At 49.2% G+C, this 17,043-nt stretch carries 12 protein-coding genes and 2 CRISPR repeat arrays; of the genes, 8 read left to right on the top strand and 4 right to left on the bottom strand.

Annotated elements, in window-relative coordinates:
- Positions 1-15 precede the first annotated feature (15 nt).
- Positions 16-918 carry a LysR family transcriptional regulator gene (locus tag ACHHV8_RS21850; RefSeq protein ID WP_395161540.1) on the bottom strand — a complete coding sequence of 301 codons (903 nt, stop codon included), beginning with the start codon at positions 916-918 and terminating at the stop codon, positions 16-18.
- Between the two features lie 134 nt (positions 919-1,052).
- Here ACHHV8_RS21850 and ACHHV8_RS21845 point away from each other — a divergent pair, with 134 nt between their 5' ends.
- Positions 1,053-1,724 carry an O-methyltransferase gene (locus ACHHV8_RS21845; protein ID WP_395163583.1) on the top strand — a complete coding sequence of 224 codons (672 nt, stop codon included), beginning with the start codon at positions 1,053-1,055 and terminating at the stop codon, positions 1,722-1,724.
- 246 nt (positions 1,725-1,970) lie between these two features.
- On the opposite strand, the gene ACHHV8_RS21840 is transcribed toward ACHHV8_RS21845, so the two are convergent.
- On the bottom strand, positions 1,971-3,050 hold the full coding sequence (locus tag ACHHV8_RS21840) for a GGDEF domain-containing protein (protein WP_395161538.1): 1,080 nt from the start codon (positions 3,048-3,050) through the stop codon (positions 1,971-1,973).
- 480 nt (positions 3,051-3,530) lie between these two features.
- A CRISPR array of direct repeats spans positions 3,531-5,353; the repeat unit is 32 nt; unit sequence GTCGCATCCTACGTGGATGCGTGGATTGAAAT.
- 122 nt (positions 5,354-5,475) lie between these two features.
- Between ACHHV8_RS21840 and cas3 the strand changes: the two genes are divergently transcribed.
- The 7 genes from cas3 to cas2 all read left to right on the top strand — a co-directional run bounded on the left by cas3 (position 5,476) and on the right by cas2 (position 13,473).
- A complete protein-coding gene (cas3, locus tag ACHHV8_RS21835) occupies positions 5,476-7,911 on the top strand; it encodes a CRISPR-associated helicase Cas3' (RefSeq protein ID WP_395161536.1) in 2,436 nt (811 codons plus the stop codon).
- Positions 7,912-7,989: 78 nt separating this feature from the next.
- Positions 7,990-8,709: a type I-C CRISPR-associated protein Cas5c gene (gene cas5c, locus ACHHV8_RS21830; protein WP_395161534.1), complete on the top strand. Its 720-nt coding sequence runs from the start codon at positions 7,990-7,992 to the stop codon at positions 8,707-8,709.
- Positions 8,706-10,622 carry a type I-C CRISPR-associated protein Cas8c/Csd1 gene (gene cas8c / locus ACHHV8_RS21825; protein WP_395161532.1) on the top strand — a complete coding sequence of 639 codons (1,917 nt, stop codon included), beginning with the start codon at positions 8,706-8,708 and terminating at the stop codon, positions 10,620-10,622. The genes cas5c and cas8c overlap by 4 nt, the downstream gene beginning before the upstream one ends.
- A 13-nt stretch (positions 10,623-10,635) precedes the next feature.
- Positions 10,636-11,499 (top strand): type I-C CRISPR-associated protein Cas7/Csd2, encoded by an 864-nt coding sequence (cas7c, locus tag ACHHV8_RS21820; protein WP_395161530.1) that lies wholly within the window; start codon positions 10,636-10,638, stop codon positions 11,497-11,499.
- Positions 11,489-12,145, top strand: coding sequence for a CRISPR-associated protein Cas4 (gene cas4, locus ACHHV8_RS21815; protein ID WP_395161528.1), 657 nt, complete (start codon positions 11,489-11,491; stop codon positions 12,143-12,145). Before cas7c ends, cas4 begins: the two co-directional genes overlap by 11 nt.
- Positions 12,142-13,173: a type I-C CRISPR-associated endonuclease Cas1c gene (gene cas1c, locus ACHHV8_RS21810; RefSeq protein WP_395161526.1), complete on the top strand. Its 1,032-nt coding sequence runs from the start codon at positions 12,142-12,144 to the stop codon at positions 13,171-13,173. The genes cas4 and cas1c overlap by 4 nt, the downstream gene beginning before the upstream one ends.
- A gap of 9 nt (positions 13,174-13,182) precedes the next feature.
- Positions 13,183-13,473: a CRISPR-associated endonuclease Cas2 gene (gene cas2, locus ACHHV8_RS21805; protein ID WP_395161524.1), complete on the top strand. Its 291-nt coding sequence runs from the start codon at positions 13,183-13,185 to the stop codon at positions 13,471-13,473.
- 191 nt (positions 13,474-13,664) lie between these two features.
- Positions 13,665-15,226: a CRISPR direct-repeat array (repeat unit 32 nt; unit sequence GTCACATCCTTCACGGATGTGTGGATTGAAAT).
- Positions 15,227-15,577: 351 nt separating this feature from the next.
- Here the strand turns inward: cas2 and ACHHV8_RS21800 are convergent.
- Together ACHHV8_RS21800 and ACHHV8_RS21795 are read right to left on the bottom strand one after the other, a co-directional pair.
- Positions 15,578-16,000 (bottom strand): hypothetical protein, encoded by a 423-nt coding sequence (locus tag ACHHV8_RS21800; RefSeq protein WP_395161522.1) that lies wholly within the window; start codon positions 15,998-16,000, stop codon positions 15,578-15,580.
- A gap of 628 nt (positions 16,001-16,628) precedes the next feature.
- Entirely contained in the window at positions 16,629-16,784 is a 156-nt protein-coding gene (locus ACHHV8_RS21795; protein WP_395161520.1) for a hypothetical protein, read from the bottom strand.
- Positions 16,785-17,043: the final 259 nt, after the last annotated feature.

Raw genomic sequence — 17,043 nt, 5'->3', positions numbered from 1 at the left:
GCTGGATTCGTATATTCATTCATTTCCCCGAGGGAACTGGCGGATGAGCCGGATCAGATTCATCGCCGGGGCGGATAGAGGCTCGTCTTTACGGGTCCAGATCGCAATCGTATTCTGAAGCCGGATGCCTTCCACATAAACCCGGCACAGCTCCCCTCGCTCTACATATTCCCTTACAACCAGGGATGAGACGAAGTTCGCGCCATAGCCGGCAATGACAGCCGTAATCGCTTCATGCAGCCCGTTGAACTGCAAAGAAATGAGGGGGGCCGGCATGTTGTAAGTGCGGCACAGCGAAAATAATCGCTCACGCGTAGCGCTCCCCTCTTCACGCATGACGAAGGGTTCCTTCATCATATCCTGCAAGGATATGTGCTGATTCGCGTACCGGTGTCCGGGCGCCACCACGAACCATAGCTCATCCTGGAACAGCTCCTCGGTTTGAATCGTGTCCGGGTAATGCTCCGGAACACCCCCGTATAGGGCGATATCCGCCTCGACCTGTAACAGCTGCTTCATGGCATCGCTGGAATTCGTAGTCGTGATGCTCATCTCGACCTGCTCGAACCGTTGCTTGAACTTCGCTATCCAGGTCGGAATCAGGAAGTTAGCGGGCAAATAGGTCGCCGCCAGCCGGATGCTGCCCTTCGTGCCGGAGCGGTAATCAAGCGCAAATTGCTCGATTTGCTGCTCAACTGCGAACAGCCTTTTGGCCAATACGGCGAGCTCTTCTCCGGCATCGGTCAAGGCGATTCCCCTGCCTTGGGGCTTGAGAAGGGAAAGCGACAGCTCCTTCTCGAATTTTTTAATTTGAGCGGTGATTGCCGGCTGGCTTATGCTTAACAGCTCGGAAGCGCGCGTGACGCTGCCGGTGGAAGCAATGACATGAAATAAACGGAGCGCATGCAGATTTAACATGGCAGGGGTCTCTCCTGTTGGTTAATTTATATATTTAAAATATGGTTTATATAAAATCATATATTATATTTATAATAAAATCTCCTCTATAATAAACCCGAAAGCGAATCGATTCATGAGGAGATGTGATGAATATGCAATCAGCGGACACTTGGGATCAGGTCGATCGTTACATCACGGAGCGTCTCATCCCGCAGGATCCGGTTTTGGAGCAAGCGCTGGCTTCCAATCGGCAGGCGAAGCTGCCCTCTTACGATGTGACGCCTGCTCAGGGGAAGCTGCTCCAGCTGTTGGTGCAAATGCATGGCTCCCGAAGAATTCTGGAGATCGGTACCTTGGGAGGCTACAGCACGATCTGGATGGCCAGGGCGCTGCCGCGGGACGGACAATTGGTCACGCTGGAGCTGGACCCCGTTCATGCCCGAGTGGCGAAAGCCAACCTGTCTCTTGCCGGGTTGGAGGAACGCGTCGAGCTGCGAGTCGGGAATGCTTTGGATCAGCTGGCCGAAATGGAGCGGGAGGGCGTGGAGCCTTTTGATTTCATATTCATTGATGCGGATAAGCCGAATAATCCGGGGTACTTGCAGTGGGCGCTCCGCTTCTCGCGTCCGGGGACGGTCATTTTCGGGGATAATGTGATTCGCGACGGGGAGATTCTCCAAGAGGATAGTACGGACCTGCGGGTGCAGGGAGTTCGCACATTTTACGACTTGCTTGCGGCGGAGCCGAGGATCACCGCTTCTGCGATCCAAACCGTCGGCAGCAAAGGATATGACGGCTTTGTGCTCGGTATCGTCACCTCGTAACTTTTAAACAGCGATCCCCCTTCGTAAAGGACCACTGAAAAAGCCATCCATGCAAGTACGGACCATTGTTCCGATCGCTTTCGCTTCTACAGAACGATTCCGTACTCTCCGCAAGTTTTTCAATGGCCTCTCTGTAAACGAGGTATTTGCACCGATTTACGTTGACGAAGGGGGATTTGTTATATACCACGCACGTTTACTCAGTTCACTTCTCGGTTCAATTCTCAGTTCATCACACAGAGCGGCTTAGGTCGCAATTCTGTTTTTTCCGGACCGCTTGGCTTTATATAAATTTTTATCCGCTTGTTCAAATAAGCTTTCTTTGTTTAGGGACGGCTTGTAGCTGGAAATTCCGATGCTTATGGTGACCGGAGTTCCGTCCAATTCTTCAAAGCTCGTGCCGGAGACGGCAGCTCGAATGCTGTCGAGTAATTTGACCGCATCCTCAAAGTCGGCTTCAAACAGCAGTATCGCAAACTCTTCCCCGCCGTATCTCGCGGCAATGTCGTTGGCAGGTATCGTTTCCTTGATGATGCGGGCGACGCCCGAAAGCACCAGATCCCCCACGCGGTGGCCGAAGGTATCATTAATGGTTTTGAAATTGTCAATATCGATCAGAGCCAGATGGAATGAGGATCGGTGATCGTCCCCGTACTTTAGCGCCAGCTCGAAATGCTCGTAAAAGGAAGCCTGGTTATACAGATTCGTAAGCGAATCGAACTTGGCTTGTTTTTGCATAATCGCGTATTGAATCATGAGGTCTTGCTTGGCGATCATGGCTGCAAATAATTCCTCCCGCAGCTCGCGGCCGCGAATCATAATGATGGTTGCGATCAAAGTACAGAGGCCGAGAAAGCAGGGAATGGCAATCACGTCAAACGCGGACAAATACCCCCGGTAACTCGGGTCCACGAAGTATAAAAGGATGAATCCCAGCACCTGCAGAGCCGCGGAAAACAGCGTTAAACGAATGCGGAAGAAAATAACCGACGAAAGAATAGGCAGTAGCAAAAGCGCAGAAATAATCCGGATATCCGTGTTAAGCCGAATAATCATCACTGCAACCACGGTAGCCGCAATATATAAGGCATGAAATGTATATTTTTGACTGAATTTGACGATAACCCATGCAAGGCTGACGGTAACACTCATGAAGATGGTTGGCAGAATCAGCACGTCTATATAAAATTCACGGGCTTGTGCCGGGTAGGGCAGAAACAGAAAGGAGAAGAGCTGGGCAAAAAAATGTACCCAAATAATATACCAAAAGAAAATCCATATGTTTCTGGCCCATTTGAGTTCCTTCTCTGTGAGTTTGTTTAACATAAGTCACCCGGAATCGTTTTATTAGTTTTATTATTAATTCTAGCACAGAGTCAGTCGGATTTTGTGTATATAATTGGTCGTATTTCTTCTTTTTTTAGTGAAAAAGAATATTAACAATGGTTATATTTTGTAATCAGTAGCGGAACTCGTAATTTGTTGAAGGATGAGGATATTAAGTATATAATTGGGAATATATTAAATAGTTCTTAAGAACTATAACTAGCTTGATAGAATGATAGATAGTATTGATGCGGAAAAATGATTTGGTCCATCGTGGCAGCGTTCGATTGATGAATGTAGTGCGAATTATTGGTGCGAATGTATAGTTCACATGCATTTGCAGGGACATTCGCACCATAAAAATGGAAGTAATGACCATTTTATGGTGTGATTTATACATTAGTTTACAGTTTCTTCTTTTGTTTGAGCGTTTTGAAGGTTGATTTGGCGGTTTAAGCCATCGTATCCTTTAAAATCGCTGTCGCATCCTACGTGGATGCGTGGATTGAAATCTTGGAAGTGACCTATAATGGAGATAGCTACCATCGTCGCATCCTACGTGGATGCGTGGATTGAAATGCCCCGCCATCTCCGACAATGTATTCAGTATGCAGGTCGCATCCTACGTGGATGCGTGGATTGAAATAAAAAAAAGATGAGTAAAGCGTCGCCGCCTTCCTGTCGCATCCTACGTGGATGCGTGGATTGAAATCAAGTCGATGTATACGACTTGGGGTTCTGGTTAGTCGCATCCTACGTGGATGCGTGGATTGAAATCAAGTCGATGTATACGACTTGGGGTTCTGGTTAGTCGCATCCTACGTGGATGCGTGGATTGAAATCCATACAGCGCCCCATACCAGTACCTGGCCGCAGAGTCGCATCCTACGTGGATGCGTGGATTGAAATACTGGGGAATATGATTTTAGCCCAACAGGGATTCGTCGCATCCTACGTGGATGCGTGGATTGAAATCTTAAATCTCTCTACTGTGCAAAGGTCGGAGAGGTGTCGCATCCTACGTGGATGCGTGGATTGAAATCCTTTTTAAGGTTTCATAGTCCGCCTGGGCAAAATGTCGCATCCTACGTGGATGCGTGGATTGAAATTTGCGCGTCTTTTCCGTTGTTGCGTCGTCAATTTCGTCGCATCCTACGTGGATGCGTGGATTGAAATATATTGCCGATAACGGTATACTCGCCGAGTTGCGTCGCATCCTACGTGGATGCGTGGATTGAAATCTGCAATACCTTGGGATCGGTTTACAACGGATTGGGTCGCATCCTACGTGGATGCGTGGATTGAAATTGGATTGCGTTTTATTTTATGTCGTTGCCGGGAGAGTCGCATCCTACGTGGATGCGTGGATTGAAATTTGATTGTATTAATGTCTTCGATGCTAACGATATTGTCGCATCCTACGTGGATGCGTGGATTGAAATGTTCAATTTTAAGGACGGCAGCGTACGTGATCCTGGTCGCATCCTACGTGGATGCGTGGATTGAAATCGCTTGTAGCCCCGTCCAAGGACGCGGGCGGTAATGTCGCATCCTACGTGGATGCGTGGATTGAAATTCACCGTGGCTTGCGGGCCTCATCGCCGGCACAGGTCGCATCCTACGTGGATGCGTGGATTGAAATTAAACCAGTGACGGAATAAAACAGGGTGGACGTTGTCGCATCCTACGTGGATGCGTGGATTGAAATATCCGTGAGTTACCAGTCGGTAAAAGCTACCGTAGTCGCATCCTACGTGGATGCGTGGATTGAAATCCAGCCGTTGCACTCAATGTAGGAGCTGCCGCAGCGTCGCATCCTACATGGATGCGTGGATTGAAATCCCCCTTTTTTAAAATATCTGCGGAATCGGACCCGGTCGCATCCTACGTGGATGCGTGGATTGAAATAGATAGGAACGGTATTAAAGGAGCAATGTGAAGCGTCGCATCCTACGTGGATGCGTGGATTGAAATCTCCAATATGAAAGATTCAAAGGCCAAGCAGCTGTCGCATCCTACGTGGATGCGTGGATTGAAATATAAACGGTCCCAGAATTTGCAGAGAAAGAAACAGTCGCATCCTACGTGGATGCGTGGATTGAAATTCCCGCGTCATCCCTCAACAAGAATTTGTATTTAGTCGCATCCTACGTGGATGCGTGGATTGAAATGTCCGGATCTCGATGAACCTGGGCGAATTTGTAGTCGCATCCTACGTGGATGCGTGGATTGAAATTCTGCGTCGTAGAATTGAGCAGTGTATCGTTGGTTGTCGCATTCTTCACGGATACGCGGATTGAAATATGAACTGGGAGGATTTTATAAATATCGTTCGGGCTGCCTCGTGTTCATAGAACATATGTTTCCTGACAACCTATGAGCAGCAGCGTATCGTATACTACTAGGAGTGACCGGAGGTGACCATATGAAGTACATCGCCCACATTCGTGAGAGTGATAGAGAAATTCAAACCGTTGAGGAGCATTTGATTGGTGTCAGAGAGTTGGCGGAATCTTATGGCGTGAAAATAGGCGTGAAGCATATCGCGGGCTTGGCAGGCATGCTTCATGATATGGGCAAGTATACCAATGAATTCAGAGAGTACATCATGCAAGCGGTAGAAAACCCGGATGCTCCCCCAAAAAGAGGAAGTGTGGATCACTCTACAGCGGGTGGAAAGCTGTTATATGAAGGGTTTCATCAGGGGAACCCCTCCAGGGTTTGGATTTTGTCCGAAGTAGTGGGAAACGCGATCATCTCGCATCATTCCTATCTTCATGATTTTTTAAATTCTGAATTGGAATCACCCTACTTGAATCGTGTACGGAAATCCGATGACCAGCTAAGAGAGTTCGAGCTGTCCAAGCAATGCTTTTTTGCTAATGTCATCAGTGAGGCTAAGTTTCAGCAGTATGTTTCAACCGCATTAGACGAACTGGAAGCTTATTTGAGCAAGCCTTGCAAGGAGACCGACGAAAGCAAGCTCATGTTTTTGACCAAATTTATTTTCAGCGCTTTAATTGATGCCGATCGAACAAATACCCGGTTATTTGAAGAAAATAAACAGCCCGAGCCGGAACAGGACTATAAGGCTTTGTTTGCGGGCTATTATGAAAAGCTGATGGCAGAAATCGATTCTTACCAAGCTCATCCGGAGGCCCAATCAGCGATTAATACGCTTAGGAGGGACATGTCCGATCAATGTGACCGCTTCGCGGAGAAGCCCTCAGGGATTTATACGCTGTCGATTCCAACGGGGGGCGGCAAAACCTTGGCAAGTTTAAGGTATGCGCTCAAGCACGCAAAGGAGTTCGGCAAAAAGCATATCATCTACGTGGTTCCCTTCACGACGATTATCGAACAGAACGCGGCCGAGGTGCGCCGGATTTTGATGGATGATGGCAGCATTCTGGAGCATCATTCCAATGTGATTAATGATGTGAATGAGGTTGACGATGAGTCCCAAGATGGCATTATGAGTACCCACCAAAAGCTCAAGCTGGCTAAGGATAACTGGGACTCCCCGATTATTTTTACAACGATGGTGCAATTTCTGAATGTTTTCTACGCCAAAGGAAGCCGCAATATTCGAAGACTTCATAACTTAACCGAATCGGTCGTTATTTTCGATGAGGTGCAGAAGGTTCCGGTTTCATGCGTATCCTTATTTAATCAAGCGCTCAACTTTTTGAAGGCTTACGGTCAATCCAGTCTTCTGCTGTGTACGGCAACTCAGCCAACCCTGAATTATGTCGAGCGGCGGCTCGATATGGATGCTGAAGCTGAAATCATACAGGATCTGGACGGTGTTATTGCGGCATTCAAACGGGTGGAAATTGTCGATAAAGCGACGGACGAGACATTCGATAATGACAAGCTGGCGGATTTTATTGCTGAGAAGCTGGATGAGATGCACAGTGTACTGGTCATTCTGAATACGAAAGCAGTGGTCAAGAAGCTGTATCGCCAAATGGCGGACAAGGATCTTGGAGTCCCTGTGTATCACCTAAGCACATCGATGTGCGCCGCTCATCGCAATGTTATTTTGAAGCAGGTGCGTGAGCATCTGGAGCGTCATGAAAAAGTCATCTGCCTGAGCACCCAACTGATCGAAGCCGGGGTCGATGTCAGCTTCGATTGTGTGATCCGTTCTATGGCGGGGCTGGATTCCATAGCCCAAGCGGCAGGCAGATGCAACCGGCACGGACGGCAAGGCATCCGACAAGTGTACGTCATTGACCATGCGGAGGAGAATTTAAAGTATTTGCAGGAAATCCGGGCAGGCAAGGACTTTTCGGCAAGGATTCTAGTCGATCTCAAGCGGAATCGAAGCGAGCATGGCGGCCATATTTTGTCGGCTCAGGCGATGAACAAATATTTTAAACAATTTTATACTTATTTTGATACCAGCTTGAATTATTTTATTAAGCCGTTGAAGAAGGACATGACAGAGCTGCTGGCGGCGAACAGGAATAACAGTTCTTACAACATTGCCTATACGCATGAGAACAAGAAGTCGCTGCCGCTGTTTATCGTGAACAGCTATCGCACGGCAGCGGAGCACTTTCAGGTGATCGAAGATCGGACAACTTCGGTCCTTGTTCCTTACGATGAAGAGAGCAAGGAAATCATTGCGCAGCTGAACGGGAGTGAAACGATAGAGGATCTGTCAGGGCTGCTGCGCCGGGCACAGCAGTACATGATTAATTTGTTTTATTATGAATGCAAGCAGCTGGAGCAGAATGACGGGCTGGACAGCTTGTTGGACGGCAAAATATTAGCGCTGAGGGAAACAGCCTACAACAAGGAGTATGGTCTGAATCTGGAGAATGACGGCCAGTGGGATCTGAGTATGTACTGAGAAGAGAAGAAACCTATCTGTCTTGCCGGATAGGTTTCCACTTCACACACTATATTTTTGAAAGGAGGTGAAGAAGCTATGAGAAATTCGATAGAGTTCACAGTATACGGCGACTATGCCCTGTTCACCGATCCGCTGACGAAGCTCGGCGGGGAGAAACTCAGCTATCAGGTGCCGACGTATCAGGCGCTGAAGGGGATCGTCGAGAGCATTTACTGGAAGCCAACGCTGACCATGTTCGTAGACGAGGTTCGCATTATGAAGCCTATCCGTATGGAATCCAAAGGGATTCGCCCGATGGATTACGGAGGCGGGAATACACTTGCGAATTACACGTATTTGCGGGATGTCGCATATCAGGTAAGGGCTTATTTTGAGTTTAATCCACACCGGCCGGATCTGGCTTATGACCGGAACGAGCACAAGCATCACAATATCATGAAGCGTTCTCTTCATGCGGGGGGCCGCAGGGATATTTTTCTCGGCGCAAGAGAATGCCAGGCTTATGTGGAGCCTTGCGAGTTTGGTTCTGGGACAGGCTTTTACGATAACTATGGCGATATTCATCTGGGAACGATGGTGCACGGCTTGAATTATCCGGATGAAACCGGAAGGAACCAGCTGGAAGTGCGTCTGTGGAATCCGGTGATGAGGGACGGCAATATCCAATTTATAAGGCCTGAACAATGTACCCAGGTACGCACGATTACAGATATGATGCCGAAGCCATTTAGCGCTGCTAATGTCATGTCCGCAGATGAGCTGTTCGAGCAGCTGGAAGGGGAGGTGAATCAGTGAGCTGGTTATTGAACTTATATGAAACATACGAATCGAATACAGGCCGCGTGGGCCGCATCGAGAAAAAGCATAACGAGCAGGAATATACGCTGCTGCCGGTTTCCCATACAACCCAGAATGCGCATATCGAGGTGCAGATTACCGCAGATGGAGAGTTTCATTCCGCCAAGGTCGTTGATAAGAGTGATGCGAGCACTTTAATCCCATGCACTGAAGATTCGGCGAACCGTGCGGGAGCTAAAATCGCTCCTTACCCGCTGCACGACAAATTAAGCTATGTTGCGGGAGACTATGCCGCCTATGGCGGGGAGATCAAGAAGGAAGAACCCTTCGCCTACTATATTCAGCAGCTGAAGAGCTGGGCGAACTCCCCTTATGCCGCCAATAAGGTGAGAAGCATTTATCACTACTTGCGCAAGGGACGCCTTATTCAGGATTTGGTGGAGGGCGGCATTCTATATGTTGACGCCCACGGCAAGCTTTTGGACAAATGGGAGCAGCAGGCGGGGGAAAAGGATAGCGCGAGACCTCCGATCTTCTCTGTGCTGGCGGGCGATCAGACCAGCGCGTTTGTCCGGTTCAACGTCTATTCCCCGGTCAAAGAGCTGACGGATGTGTGGAAGGATCAGGAGATGTACGATTCCTTCGTCCGATTTTACAGCGGTCAGTTAGGCGATGAAGATCTGTGCTATGTGACGGGGGAATTGCTTCCGGCGACAGACAAGCATGCCAATAAGATTCGAAATGCTGCAGATAAGGCCAAGCTCATTTCGGCCAATGACACCAGCGGTTTCACCTTTCGAGGACGGTTTCATAACAGTCAGGAAGCGGCAAGCATCAGCTACGAGGTATCTCAGAAAGCCCATAATGCGCTGAAGTGGCTGATCCATCGCCAAGGCAAAACAATCGACCAGCGCGTGTTTCTCGTATGGGGCAATGAGGATAAGGACATTCCGGGGCTCACCGAAGATTTATTTGCCATTAATCCTGCGGTTGCCGTCGTCAAGGAGCAAGCTTCGTATACTCATCCAGAGCTTGCGGCGGAAGTGGCCAAAGCGCTGGACGGATACAGAAACAAGCTGAAGCCTGCATCCAATAAGGAGCAGAAGGTTAGTATTCTTGTCCTGGATTCGGCAACGACAGGACGCATGGCGGTACTGTATTACCGCAATCTGAACGTGGAGCATTACTTGGACAGGCTTAGCGAGTGGCATTCATCTTGCAGCTGGCTGCACAGTTACCGCAAAAATGATGACGGAGAGTATGTCCGGTTTTATGGAGCGCCTGCGACAAAGGATATCGCTTATGCTGCCTACGGCCCGAGAGCAAGCGACAAGCTCGTCAAAGGGGTTATGGAGCGGATGCTGCCATGCATCATCGACAAACGGAATTTACCGTTGGATATTGTGAACAGTGTCCGCCATCGGGCATCAAGTCCAGAATCGATGGACAAATGGGATTGGGAGAAGACGCTGAGCATCGCGTGTGCGCTTATTAATAAACAGAGTAAGGTGGGATTCAGTGTGGCATTGGACGAAAATCATTCTGATCGAAACTATTTATTCGGACGCTTATTAGCGGTTGCGGATGTATTGGAAAGGCGAGCACTGGGGTATGAAGAAACACGAGCCACCAACGCTATCCGATACATGAATGCATTTTCCAGACATCCGGCAAGAACGTGGAATACGATCCAGTCGGCCCTGCAACCCCATCAAGCCAAGCTTGGAACAAGATATAAATATTTATCCGAATATGCAGCGATTATTGATGAAGTAGCTTCTAGGATTCCAATTAGTAAATTTAACAACGAGCCATTATCTGATTTATATCTGCTCGGCTACTACAGCCAGCGGCATGAGCTTTATCGGAAAAAGGAATCCGGCGATACGGTGGAAGCATCCAACGAATAAGGGAGAGATGGACATGACTACTTTAGATCATAAAATCGATTTTGCAGTTGTTTTATCTGTGACGAAAGCGAACCCGAACGGCGACCCGCTGAATGGCAACCGTCCGCGGCAAAACTATGACGGTTATGGCGAAATTTCGGATGTGGCGTTGAAACGGAAAATCCGGAACCGCCTGCAGGATATGGGGGAGTCGATCTTCGTGCAGTCCAATGACCGGAAGATAGATGCCTATGGCAGCCTTCGGGAACGTGCGGATGGGAACGCCGAATTGGAGAAAATTTTGAAATCCAAAACCGTCTCCAGCGACGAGTTTGCCCGTATCGCCTGCCGCGAATGGATCGACGTGCGAAGCTTCGGCCAGGTTTTTGCATTCAAAGCGGATAAAAGCGGTGCCGGTGTATCTGTCGGCATTAGAGGCCCGGTATCGATTCATACGGCGACAAGCCTGGATCCTATCGATATCTCCAGCATGCAGATCACGAAAAGCGTGAATTCCGAGCCGGGGGCATCCAGAGGTTCGGATACGATGGGGATGAAGCATCGGGTAGATTCGGGCGTCTATGTGTTTTGCGGAAGCATCAATACGCAGCTGGCGGAGAAAACCGGGTTCACCAACGAAGATGCTGAGAGATTCAAGAATGCGCTTGTTTCTTTATTTGAGAATGATGCCTCGTCGGCCAGACCGGAAGGGAGTATGGAGGTGCATACCGTGTATTGGTGGGAGCACACCTCTAAGCTTGGACAATATTCCTCAGCTAAAGTACACCGTTCACTCAAGGTTACCAGACTTTCCGAAGAACCCAAGACCTTTCAAGATTATCAATTTCATGTTGAGCCGCTAGAAGGTCTAAGAGTCGATTGCATTGATGGACAGTAGGGAAGATGAATATTTAATGCTGTCCGGCATACAGCATTTTCAATTTTGCAAGCGGCAGTGGGCGTTGATTCATATTGAACAACAGTGGGAGGAAAATGTCCGCACCATTGAGGGAGAGCATCTTCACAGGAAGGCTGACCAGCCGTTTACGAGAGAAAACCGGGGAGATAAACTCATTGTCCGCGCTATGCCTGTAAAGTCGGACCGTCTTCAAATCACAGGCGTATGCGATGTCGTTGAGTTTGTACGAGATGACAGCGGTGTGGGGATTAGCGGAGCTGAAGGAACCTACACCGCCTACCCTGTTGAATATAAACGGGGCAAACCGAAAATGAACGACGAAGATATTCTGCAATTAGCCGCTCAGGCGATCTGCCTGGAAGAAATGCTGCTCTGCCATATTGACACGGGCTACCTGTTCTATAACGAGATCAAGCATAGAGTCGAGGTGCCCTTAACTCCGGCTGTCAAAATGAAAGTGAAACAAATGGCCGCGGAAATGCAGGACTATTATACTCGAAAATATACGCCTAAAGTGAAGACGGGCCCGTTCTGCCGAAGCTGTTCCCTCCAATCGATTTGCTTGCCAGAGCTGATGAATAAACGGTCCGTGAAAAGCTATATTGAGGGGAAAATTCACGAATGAAAAAACTGCTGAACACGTTATTTGTTACACAGCCTGACGTTTATTTATCATTGGACGGCGACAATATTGTTTTAGTAAAGGAGCAGGAAAAGCTGGGGAGATTGCCGCTGCATAATTTGGAGGCGGTAATCTCTTTTGGTTACACGGGCGCGAGTCCGGCCTTAATGGGATACTGCGCGGAACGCAATATCTCATTATCCTTTTTTACAATGAATGGAAGATTTCTGGCAAGAGTGATTGGGGAAAGCAACGGCAATGTCGTCCTGAGGAAAAAGCAATATGCCGTATCGGCGGATGAAGTTCTGTCTGCAAAAATTGCGCGCAATTTTATTATTGGAAAGATTTACAATCATAAATGGATCCTCGAGAGATGGACGAGAGACTATCCCTTACGCATTGACGTTGCTCAGTTCAAAGCTGTATCTCAGCAGCTATCTGAATTGATTTTGCAGGTAAGGACGTGTGAAGATCTACAAAGATTGAGGGGCTTGGAGGGCCAGGCGGCAACAAGCTATTTCAAACTGCTGGACTCAATGGTTTTGCAGCAAAAAGAGGACTTTTATTTTCATTCCAGGTCCCGGAGACCGCCGCTGGATAATGTCAATGCGATGCTTTCCTTTGCTTATTCCCTTCTGGCTAACGATGTGACATCCGCATTGGAGGGAGTCGGACTGGATGCTTATGTCGGCTTTATGCATCGCGATCGGCCGGGCCGGGCTTCCTTGGCGCTTGATGTGATGGAGGAGCTTCGCGGTGTTTATGCGGATCGGTTTGTGCTGTCGCTAATTAACAAGAAGATGGTGAGCAAAGAGGATTTCTTGAGAAAAGAGAACGGTGCCGTTATCATGAAAGACGAGGCAAGGAAGAAGTTTCTGGCGGCATGGCAAAATAAAAAGCAGGAGAAAATCACGCATCCTTATCTGGGAGAGAAGATTTCTTGGGGCTTAGTACCTCATGCGCAAGCCTTATTATTAGCGCGTCATTTGCGCCATGATCTGGATGAATACCCTCCGTTCTTATGGAAGTAGGTGAATGAAGTGCTCGTATTAGTAACATATGATGTAAGCACAGTGAATAGCAGCGGCCAACGGAGATTGCGCCAAGTAGCGAAAATATGCCAGAATCACGGTCAGCGAGTTCAAAATTCAGTTTTTGAGTGTGTTGTTGACGCCACGCAGCTTGCCGTATTAAAAATTAAGCTTTTGGAGGTTATTGATCAAGAAAGAGATAGCCTCAGGATATATCAACTAGGTAATAATTATAAAAATAAGGTAGAGCATATCGGAGTGAAAGAATCTATTGACTTGGAGGGTCCATTGATTTTTTAGTGCGAATAGGCGGTGCGGATGTATAGCACACATGATTTTCCTGGAACATTCGCACCATGAAAATGGATTTAATATCCAGTTATACGGATGGTTTACTGCGCCTAAGTCTATGTTTTATGGATGTATACTTCTTTTAGCGGTTTTTTTCTTGTAAATATGTAATAAATGTTATATTTTGGTTAAAAATCGCTGTCACATCCTTCACGGATGTGTGGATTGAAATCTCATCTGGACGTGCATCTCCCAAAGCAGGAGCGTCACATCCTTCACGGATGTGTGGATTGAAATCGCGTGCTGCGTTCGGTCGGCATCAGTCCGATTAGCGTCACATCCTTCACGGATGTGTGGATTGAAATCATTCTTTGGCGGGTCACCAGCGGTACTTTTTTGTCACATCCTTCACGGATGTGTGGATTGAAATTCCTGTGCAACTGTTTGGGATGAAGACAAGAAGCGTCACATCCTTCACGGATGTGTGGATTGAAATGCCGCCATCAAAATTTCCTTGACCAGTTGGATTTCGTCACATCCTTCACGGATGTGTGGATTGAAATCTATCGAGTGAAACAATGGATCGACCTGCCGACGTCACATCCTTCACGGATGTGTGGATTGAAATATGTTCTTGCTGAAGCAATTGCGCAATTTGCTCCAAGTCACATCCTTCACGGATGTGTGGATTGAAATAATGGACAGTAGCGGCATTTTTTACGGAAATTCATGTCACATCCTTCACGGATGTGTGGATTGAAATACTGAACAAATGGTTAAAGAATATGGTCAAGGTGTTGTCACATCCTTCACGGATGTGTGGATTGAAATCGGATTGAGCTGTCCCTCGTGTCCCTCCCTCATGTCACATCCTTCACGGATGTGTGGATTGAAATATATTGGCGACCGTATACGAGAATGTATCGGACAGTCACATCCTTCACGGATGTGTGGATTGAAATCTCTAACTCCACTAAACAGTAAAGCAACAATTATAGTCACATCCTTCACGGATGTGTGGATTGAAATCCCACCGCTTGATGTAGTCGTTTATGAGGGCTTGCGTCACATCCTTCACGGATGTGTGGATTGAAATCAATATCGAAATCATCATCGAAGCAAAGCAGCGCAGTCACATCCTTCACGGATGTGTGGATTGAAATCAAGAAAAACGGTCGTCCCTTCCGTGTTATTGAAGTCACATCCTTCACGGATGTGTGGATTGAAATATCAGCCCTTGGAGTACCCATAGTGCCAAGGAGGTCGTCACATCCTTCACGGATGTGTGGATTGAAATATTTCCGGATAAATCAACAGCTGAAACGGTGTAAGTCACATCCTTCACGGATGTGTGGATTGAAATTGCCATCATGCGCGATACAATCGTCCCGGCAATAGGTCACATCCTTCACGGATGTGTGGATTGAAATTTGTCACCCGCGCCCGTTGTAAGGCTGGTCGTTACGTCACATCCTTCACGGATGTGTGGATTGAAATAATTTCTGCATCCTGCCAATGTGTAGATACCAGGTCACATCCTTCACGGATGTGTGGATTGAAATAGCTAATAAGCGATAGGCGCGAATTGGAGACGGCGTCACATCCTTCACGGATGTGTGGATTGAAATGCCCAATACTCGCTAATGCCGCGATTCTCGAACATGTCACATCCTTCACGGATGTGTGGATTGAAATTCCTGTCCGCCCGTTGTTGGGCAAAAAATAACCCCGTCACATCCTTCACGGATGTGTGGATTGAAATTCGTTGCGCTTGCGTTACGTAGTCCAACATATAACGTCACCCGTAGTCAATCATTTTGGAGAAGTGGTTTCGACAAACATCGACTTGGAGACACATCGGATGGAGTAGTTTTTTCCAAACTCACGTTTGATGTACTCGATGATTGTATTCTTGAGTTGATACTGCTGCTCCTCGGTGTAATCGTTGCCTACCGGACAAACTGACACTAAATCAGTTTGTCCGGCTGGATTTTGTGATTTATGCGAATAGAGTGCTTACCCTTTAGTTTTTTCGTACCGAAAGGGGGGGATTTGAAAATGCTGTGCTTTTCGCAACCCTTCTTGATGGACGAGTGGGTCCATTTATTTTTCTTTATCCGAGTTGCGTAATAACAAGATGTGCAGAAACAGGCCTTGTTCCTCCAGCGAGAGGAGTGATGGTTAGTGCTGTGGAATTGCCGGCAGGATTTCGTACTGTAAGAATTGAATTGATGACGGTCGTTTCCACAAGAGCCATTTCTACGATCTGAGAAGTACCTGTTGCTCGCCCGACTACCGTATAAGCTAAATCAGCGCCATTGAGAGTTAAAATTAGTTGACCTGGTTCAGTTACACCCACTTGAAACAAAATTTGATATGTGCCGATTGAAGCGAGGTTGAATGAACTGGGACCAATACGAGTAATAGTAGTCCCGCTATTAGGTCCATCTTGCGGAAAACTAACATCTGTACCGGGAGCAACAGTTGCTGCATTATCAGGAGGCATAAGTGCAAAAAAATCTGCAAAGCCGAACACAGCGCCCGTTGCCCCGGTAGCGCCCGTCGCGCCTGTAGCCCCAGCAGGCCCAGTAGCGCCCGTCGCGCCAGCATCCCCAGCAGGTCCGGTAGCGCCAGTAGCCCCAGCAGGCCCAGTAGCACCCGTCGGGCCTACATCCCCAGCAGTTCCGGCAGCGCCGGTAGCGCCTACATCCCCAGCAGGTCCGGTAGCGCCCGTCGCGCCTGTAGCCCCAGCAGGCCCAGTAGCGCCCGTCGCGCCAGTAGCCCCAGCAGGCCCAGTAGCGCCCGTCGCGCCAGCATCCCCAGCAGGCCCGGTAGCGCCCGTCGCGCCTGTAGCCCCAGCAGGCCCAGTAGCACCCGTCGGGCCTACATCCCCAGCAGGTCCGGCAGCGCCGGTAGCGCCTACATCCCCAGCAGGTCCGGTAGCGCCCGTCGCGCCTGTAGCCCCAGCAGGTCCGGTAGCGCCCGTCGGGCCTACATCCCCAGCAGGCCCAGTAGCACCCGTCGGGCCTACATCCCCAGCAGGTCCAGTAGCGCCCGTCGCGCCTGTAGCCCCAGCAGGTCCAGTAGAGCCCGTCGGGCCTGCAGCGCCAGCAGGTCCGGCAGCGCCGGTAGCGCCAGTAGCCCCAGCAGCCCAGTAGCGCCCGTCACGCCTGCAGCGCCAGCAGGCCCAGTAGCACCCGTCGGGCCTGCAGCGCCAGCAGGTCCGGTAGCGCCCGTCGGGCCTGCATCCCCAGCGGGTCCAGTAGCGCCGGTAGCGCCAGTAGCCCCAGCAGCTCCGGCTGCGCCGGTAGCGCCAGCATCCCCAGCAGCTGCCCGGCAGCGCCAGTAGCCCCAGCAGGCCCAGTAGCACCCGTCGGGCCTGCAGCGCCAGCAGGTCCGGTAGCGCCAGTAGCCCCAGTAGCCCCAGCAGGTCCAGTAGAGCCCGTCGCGCCAGCATCCCCAGCAGGTCCGGCAGCGCCAGTAGCCCCAGCAGGTCCAGTAGCGCCCGTCACGCCTGCAGCCCCAGCGGGTCCAGTAGAGCCCGTCGCGCCAGTAGCCCCTGTTGCCCCTCGGATCCCT

Origin of the sequence: Paenibacillus sp. TAB_01 (assembly GCF_043945595.1) — a bacterium.
Taxonomy (GTDB): Bacteria; Bacillota; Bacilli; order Paenibacillales; family NBRC-103111; genus Paenibacillus_S.
Note: the sequence above shows the minus strand (reverse complement) of the source record. Positions and strands in the feature narration are given on the sequence as shown.

Bases quoted from the DNA above. Each gene is read 5' to 3' on its own strand.
- ACHHV8_RS21840 (WP_395161538.1), bottom strand. From the start codon at position 3,050: ATGTTAAACAAACTCACAGAGAAGGAACTCAAATGGGCCAGAAACATA.
- ACHHV8_RS21845 (WP_395163583.1), top strand. From the start codon at position 1,053: ATGCAATCAGCGGACACTTGGGATCAGGTCGATCGTTACATCACGGAG.
- cas5c (WP_395161534.1), top strand. From the start codon at position 7,990: ATGAGAAATTCGATAGAGTTCACAGTATACGGCGACTATGCCCTGTTC.
- cas1c (WP_395161526.1), top strand. From the start codon at position 12,142: ATGAAAAAACTGCTGAACACGTTATTTGTTACACAGCCTGACGTTTAT.
- ACHHV8_RS21850 (WP_395161540.1), bottom strand. From the start codon at position 918: ATGTTAAATCTGCATGCGCTCCGTTTATTTCATGTCATTGCTTCCACC.
- cas3 (WP_395161536.1), top strand. From the start codon at position 5,476: ATGAAGTACATCGCCCACATTCGTGAGAGTGATAGAGAAATTCAAACC.
- ACHHV8_RS21795 (WP_395161520.1), bottom strand. From the start codon at position 16,784: ATGCTGGCGCTACCGGCGCAGCCGGAGCTGCTGGGGCTACTGGCGCTA.
- cas7c (WP_395161530.1), top strand. From the start codon at position 10,636: ATGACTACTTTAGATCATAAAATCGATTTTGCAGTTGTTTTATCTGTG.
- cas4 (WP_395161528.1), top strand. From the start codon at position 11,489: ATGGACAGTAGGGAAGATGAATATTTAATGCTGTCCGGCATACAGCAT.